The organism is Christensenella sp., assembly GCF_034927525.1.
Taxonomy (GTDB): Bacteria; Bacillota; Clostridia; order Christensenellales; family Christensenellaceae; genus Christensenella.
Map to the genome: position 1 here is coordinate 1 of NZ_JAYFPU010000088.1, position 6,273 is coordinate 6,273.

General features: G+C 51.0%; 5 protein-coding genes. All 5 read left to right on the plus strand.

Annotation, left to right across the window (positions count from 1 at the left end):
• The first annotated feature begins 293 nt into the window (after positions 1-293).
• The 5 genes from VB081_RS03460 (at position 294) to VB081_RS03480 (ending at position 6,097) form a co-directional block, all read left to right on the plus strand.
• Complete coding sequence (locus VB081_RS03460; RefSeq protein ID WP_323399455.1) at positions 294-1,451, plus strand: autoinducer 2 ABC transporter substrate-binding protein; 1,158 nt, start codon at positions 294-296, stop codon at positions 1,449-1,451.
• A gap of 91 nt (positions 1,452-1,542) precedes the next feature.
• Positions 1,543-3,030, plus strand: coding sequence for a sugar ABC transporter ATP-binding protein (locus VB081_RS03465; protein WP_323399456.1), 1,488 nt, complete (start codon positions 1,543-1,545; stop codon positions 3,028-3,030).
• 15 nt (positions 3,031-3,045) lie between these two features.
• Positions 3,046-4,053, plus strand: a complete 1,008-nt coding sequence (locus VB081_RS03470) for an ABC transporter permease (protein WP_323399457.1) — start codon at positions 3,046-3,048, stop codon at positions 4,051-4,053.
• A 14-nt stretch (positions 4,054-4,067) separates the two neighbouring features.
• The gene (locus VB081_RS03475) at positions 4,068-5,090 is read left to right on the plus strand and encodes an ABC transporter permease (RefSeq protein WP_323399458.1); all 1,023 of its coding nucleotides are present in this window, start codon (positions 4,068-4,070) and stop codon (positions 5,088-5,090) included.
• Positions 5,087-6,097 (plus strand): dihydroxyacetone kinase subunit DhaK, encoded by a 1,011-nt coding sequence (locus tag VB081_RS03480; protein WP_323399459.1) that lies wholly within the window; start codon positions 5,087-5,089, stop codon positions 6,095-6,097. Before VB081_RS03475 ends, VB081_RS03480 begins: the two co-directional genes overlap by 4 nt.
• Positions 6,098-6,273 lie beyond the last annotated feature (176 nt).

Here is a 6,273-nt window from a genome sequence, read left to right on the forward strand (position 1 = left end):
TGATTGGAGTTGCGGAAATTTTTACATAAATATGAAGATATGAATAAAAATCGGTAGTATTTTGTTCATAAAGTGTTTTTCTTTTACCAAAGGGCATTCGTTTAGTAGTTTAGCACTCAAAACGACTTGACAAGACTAAACATAAGTGGTAGTTTTAATAAAAACAATCATATGTTTACTAAACTATAATTGATCTGAAAGAAACAGCTTTCATTACTCAAAATCGAATTTTTAAAATTTTAAATAAGTTTTTCGTGAAAACGAAATGTAAAAAAACTTAGGAGGAAACAAAAATGAAAAAAATTGTCATCGCAGTCTTGGCTGTGGTAATGGTGTTCTCGCTGTTCGCATGCTCGAGCCCGGCTCCTGCACCGAGCGAGCCCGCATCGGCAGCACCGAGCGAATCGGCCGCTGCAAGCGAGTCGGCTGCACCGAGTGAATCGGCTGCTGCAAGCGAGTCCGCATCTGCTCCCGCTTCGGGCACAGAGGTAGTGGGCGGAGACCACTCCACGCTCAAAGACTTAAAAACAGACTTCAAGATCATCACGATCCCGAAGACGACAGGTATCGCCTGGTTCCAGAGAATGGATCTTGGTGTTAAGCAGTTTGCTGCCGACACAGGCGTAGACGCTTATCAGGACGGCCCGGCTACGGCTGACGCTGCTGAGCAGGCGAAATACGTGGAAGACGCTATCGCTGCTAAAGTAGACGCGATCTGCGTGGTTCCGTTCTCCACAGAGGCGCTCGAGCCGGTTCTGAAAAAAGCGCGCGAAGCTGGTATCCTCGTGATCTCTCACGAAGCTGACGGCATGACGAACGTTGACTATGACTTAGAAGCGTTTGACAACGAAGCTTATGGCGAGCACTTCATGACAAAGCTTTCCGAGCTTATGGGCAAGAAGGGCGAATATGCCGTTATGGTAGGCGCACTTACTTCCCAGACGCACAACACATGGGTAGACGCTTCTGTAGCAATGCAGAAAAAAGACTTCCCGGACATGAAACTTGCTGGTGACAAAGTAGAATCTGCTGACGATCAGGAGCAGGCTTACACGAAGACAAAAGAACTGCTGACGGCGTTCCCGGAGCTCACAGGCTTCCAGGGCTCCGCTATGGCTGACGTAGCAGGTGCTGCACGTGCGGTTGAAGAAGCAGGCATGACAGGAAAAGTGAAGATCGTTGGTACGTCCCTCGTATCCGTTTCCGGAAAATACATCAAAGACGGCGTGATCGACATGATCTCCTTCTGGGATCCGGCTGCTGCTGGCTACGCGATGAACGAGCTCGCACTGAGAATCCTCAATGAAGAAAAAGTTGACAATGGCATGTCCCTGACGGTTACAGGCTATGATAACCTCACGCTGGGCGGCGCTAACAACAACACGCTGTATGCAAAAGCTTGGATCGACGTTGACAAATCCAACGTTGACGATCCGATGTATCAGTTCTAAGTCACTACTACAAATCATATAAATAATATGTTAGGCTCCCCCGAAACGGGGAGCCTTGCATATCTATTTAGGGGGAAAGGTGGACAAATTCATGTCAGAGGTATTCTTGAAAGTAACAGGAATCAAAAAATCCTTTGGCGGTGTCAAAGCACTAAAAGGCGTAGACCTGACGATCCACAAGGGTGAGGTTCTGTGTATGGCCGGAGAAAACGGCTGTGGCAAATCTACCCTGATCAAAGTCATATCGGGTGCGCATAACGCCGACGAAGGTGATATCTATATCGACGGAAAGACATTCAAATCCCTAACGCCTATGGAAGCCATCAGAATGGGCATCCAGGTCATTTATCAGGACTTTTCGGTTTTTCCCAACATTACGGTAGCAGAAAACATCGCGCTCAACAACGAGCTCAATTCCGGCAGAAAAATCGTGAATTGGAAAGAAGTACGCACCATCGCGCAAAAAGCAATGGATAAGATCGGCGCCAAAATACCGCTTGACGTCTTAGTCGAGCGTTTGTCTGTGGCAAACAAACAAATGGTCGCCATTTGCCGTGCGCTGCTAAATGATGCAAAGCTTATCATCATGGACGAGCCGACGACCGCGCTTACCGCAAAGGAAGTCGCAAAATTATTCGAAATCATCAGAATGCTGCAGTCCCAGGGGATCGCAGTACTCATCGTTAATCATAAGCTGGACGAAGTATATGACATCGCGCAAACGCTTTCGATCCTGCGTAACGGCGAAAACGTGGCGGAGGGCCCGATCGGCGAGTTTGATCGTGCGCGTTTTGTAAAAGCAATGACGGGCAGAGACATCGAAGATGTGTTTTATCGTCCGCAGGCAAAAGAAAAAAAGATCCTCGAGGTGCAGAACTTAGAGCGCACGGGGGAATTTTCAGACGTCAGCTTCACGCTGTGTGAAGGCGACGTTCTTGGCATCACCGGCCTTCTCGGCTCCGGCCGCGGAGAGATCGGCGAAGCGCTTTTCGGTATGGCTCCACCCACCGGCGGCAAGATCATCTTAGACGGTGAGGAGATCAAGATCAAAAGTGTGTCCGACGCCATGAAGCACAACATCGGGTATGTTCCGGAAGACCGTCTCACAGAGGGGCTGTTCCTCGAGATCCCGATCGGTACAAACACGGTCGCCGCTTCCATCAAAAGTTATTTGAAGGGCGGAAGGATCGACTACAAGGGGATGAAGGAATCCATGTGGGAATGGATCAAAAAGCTGTCTATCGCCGCGCCTTCGCCCGAGCCGCCCATCAAGACACTGTCCGGCGGTAATCAACAGAAGGTCGTGCTGGCCAAATGGCTGAATACCAATCCGCGGATATTGATCCTCAATGGCCCGACGGTCGGTGTGGATATCGGTTCCAAATCGGATATCCATAAGATTTTGCACGGTCTCGCCGAAGATGGCGTGGGCGTCATCATCATTTCTGACGACCTGCCCGAGCTCATCCAGAACTGCAATAAGATCGTCATCATGCGCGGCGGGAAACTGACTGCCAGCATGGATGCGGAAGATTTAGACGAAACAAAGCTGGCCGCTCTTTTGAGCGAGCAGGCATAGGAAGGGGGTATCGTTATGGATCAATCAAAAAAACTGGCCAAAAATAATGTTCTTACTTCAAACGAAGCGATTGTTATCTATATCATTATCGGCCTGTGCCTGGTGATTGGACTTGTCAACAACTCGTTCTTTAGTGTAGGCACAGTGGTCGACACGGCGCGTGCCATGCTGACGATGTTGATGTTCGCCCTGTGCGAAATGATCGTCATCGTCTCGGGCGGTATCGACGTATCGTTTCCGGCGTTTGCTTCATTTGCAATGTACTTCACGTCCAAGCTGATGATCGACAACGGCTGGGACGGCGTACTGCTTGCATTCGTGATCTCCGGGCTTGTTGGCCTTGCGCTCGGCGTACTCAATGCGTTTCTCGTAGGGACGTTCAAGATCCCGACCCTGATCGCCACGCTCGGTACAAGCAGCCTGATCAACGGCGCGCTGCTTTCGTTTGTAGGCGTCAACGAAATCACAAACCTACCGGCACAAATGGATAGTATGTCAAAGGCGTACCTCTTTCAGGTAGATCTCGGAAACAAAATTTCCTCTATGTCGGTATTCATCATCCTGCCCGTTGTGCTGTGCGTGGTCGTGTGGTTTTTGATGAAGTATACGATGCTTGGACGCGCGATCTACGCGATCGGCGGCGACCAGAATTCTGCGCGCCGCGCGGGTTTCAACGTAGTCAAAACACAATATTTCATTTATATGTTCGTGGGCGCGATCGTAGGCATCACAGGCATGACGTATACGCTGCTCGCGCGCAACTCCAACCCAAACAACCTGATGGGCAGCGAGATGCTGGTCATTGCGGCGGTCGTCATCGGCGGCGCGCGTATTACAGGCGGGCATGGGAGTGTGCTGGGCACGATCCTTGGCGTAGCACTGTTAAGTATCGTACAAAACAACCTGATCATTTTGGGCGTGCCTACCTACTGGCAGACGTTCGTGATCGGTATGCTGATCATTATCGGCTGTATGATCACCTCCATCAAGGCGAAGCGCGTTGCGCTCAGCCCGAAGATTTGAGGAAGGGGGCGTAAATGATGGAAAAACAAGCACAGAAAAAAGTGAACGTATTAAAATCGATCGATAAAAACATCGTGTGGCTGTTCGTGATCATTATTGCGTTGGTCGTCATTATGACGATTGCCGCACCCGATCAGTTTTTGACCTTGTCAAACTTCCAGTCCATGACGTTCCAGTTCCCTGAATTCGGGATCATGGCACTTGGCATGATGCTTTGTATGATCGCAGGCGGGATCGACCTTTCCGTGGTCGGCATCTCCAACCTCGCGGGCATTGTTGCAGCGGTCATCATGAAGACGGCAGGCATCGATAATACAGGCGCGATCGTAGGCGCGATCGTGGCGGCTATCGCAGTGGGTATCGGTGCGGGCGCGTTCAATGGTTTCATGATCGGTAATCTGCGCATTCCTGCCATGCTGGTCACGCTTTCTGCCCAGCAGATATTCACAGGCCTCGGACTTGCGATCACAAAAGGGCCGGCGATCACCGGGCTTTCCGATGCGTTCAAGACGATTGGGAACGGGCTGTTCCTAGGGGTGATCCCTTATTCGCTGCTGATCTTTGTGGGCGTGGTCATTGTGCTGATGCTCATTTTGAAGTTTACAGTTTATGGACAGCAATTGTACCTGATGGGTGCAAACCCGACAGCGTCACGGTATTCGGGCATCAATAATTTCAGCGTAACGATGAAGACATACATGGCTTCGGGCATTATGGCAGCTATTGCAGGCATCGTTGTGTGTTCACATTTAGGATCGGCAAAATCTGATTACGGTACGACATACACGCTGCTCACCCTTCTGATCGTCATCCTTGGGGGCGTTTCCCCGGCAGGCGGCAAAGGGAAGCTTGCGGGCGTTGTGCTGTCGATCATCGTATTGCAGGTGATATCGAGCGCATTCAGTATCCTGCGCTTCGATTCGTTCCTCAAGACGTTCGTGTGGGGTCTCGTGCTGATCGTGGTCATGATGGTGCAGTACGGCGCTGAAATGTACGGCGGCCGTCCGAAAAAATTAAAAGTGAGGAAAACAGCATGAAGAAAATAATCAACAAGCCGGAAGCTTTTATAGGAGAAATGCTGGAGGGCATCTATCTGGCGCATGGCGATCTGGTCACGCATGCAGGCGACGATCTGCACTGCCTTGTCAGCAAGCATAAAAAACAGGGCAAGGTCGGTATCGCGACAGGAGGCGGCAGTGGACACCTTCCGTTGTTCCTCGGCTATGTGGGCGAAGGTATGCTTGACGGCTGCTCCATCGGCGATGTGTTCCAGTCCCCTAGCGCAGAACAGATGTTCGAGGTGACCAAAGAGATTGATTCGGGCGCGGGCGTGCTCTATATCTACGGAAACTACAATGGCGACATCTTCAACTTCGATATGGCTGCCGAAATGGCGGATTTTGAAGAAGATATTAAGGTGGAAAGCGTTGTCGCGGGCGAGGATGTTGCATCGGCAGGCCCGGCGGCTCCAGGCGCGAAAAACACGCGCCGCGGCGTTGCAGGCATTTTCTTTGTCTACAAATGTGCAGGCGCTGCGGCAGACGAAATGATGCCGCTTGCGGAGGTAAAACGCATCGCGGAAAAAGCAAGCGCCAACGTACGCACGATGGGCGTTGCCTTAACGCCGTGCATCGTACCCCGTGTGGGCAAACCAAGCTTCGAGATCGCTGACGACGAAATGGAGATCGGCATGGGTATTCATGGCGAGCCGGGCATCCGCCGCGGCAAGCTCCTGCCGGCGGACGAGATCGTTGCAGAAATGATGGAGCCCATCATTGCGGATATTCCGTACGTCTCGGGCGACGAAGTAGCGGTACTCATCAACGGCCTCGGCAGCACGCCGCTTGAAGAACAGTATGTCGTATACCGCAAGGTAGATGAAATCTTGAAGGCGAAAGGCATCAAGCCCTATAAAGTGTATGTCGGCGAATATGCGACATCGCTTGAAATGGCGGGGATGTCCATCTCGCTTCTGAAGCTGGACGACGAACTGAAGAAACTGGTCGACAAACCGGCAAACACACCGTTCTTCAAACAAATATAAGAAGAAACGGGATTTTCAGGGAGGCGATAGAAATGAATCAGAAAGAATTACTTGACGTACTTGCAAGCTGGAAAAAAATCATGGCGGACAACCGTGACTACCTGATCGAGATCGATGGCGTGGTAGGCGACGGAGACCTCGGGCTCACGATGAGCGACGGATTTGCGGCAGCGTAT

Coding starts and splice junctions, on each gene's coding strand:
- VB081_RS03460 (WP_323399455.1), top strand. CDS start 294: ATGAAAAAAATTGTCATCGCAGTCTTGGCTGTGGTAATGGTGTTCTCG.
- VB081_RS03470 (WP_323399457.1), top strand. CDS start 3,046: ATGGATCAATCAAAAAAACTGGCCAAAAATAATGTTCTTACTTCAAAC.
- VB081_RS03480 (WP_323399459.1), top strand. CDS start 5,087: ATGAAGAAAATAATCAACAAGCCGGAAGCTTTTATAGGAGAAATGCTG.
- VB081_RS03465 (WP_323399456.1), top strand. CDS start 1,543: ATGTCAGAGGTATTCTTGAAAGTAACAGGAATCAAAAAATCCTTTGGC.
- VB081_RS03475 (WP_323399458.1), top strand. CDS start 4,068: ATGATGGAAAAACAAGCACAGAAAAAAGTGAACGTATTAAAATCGATC.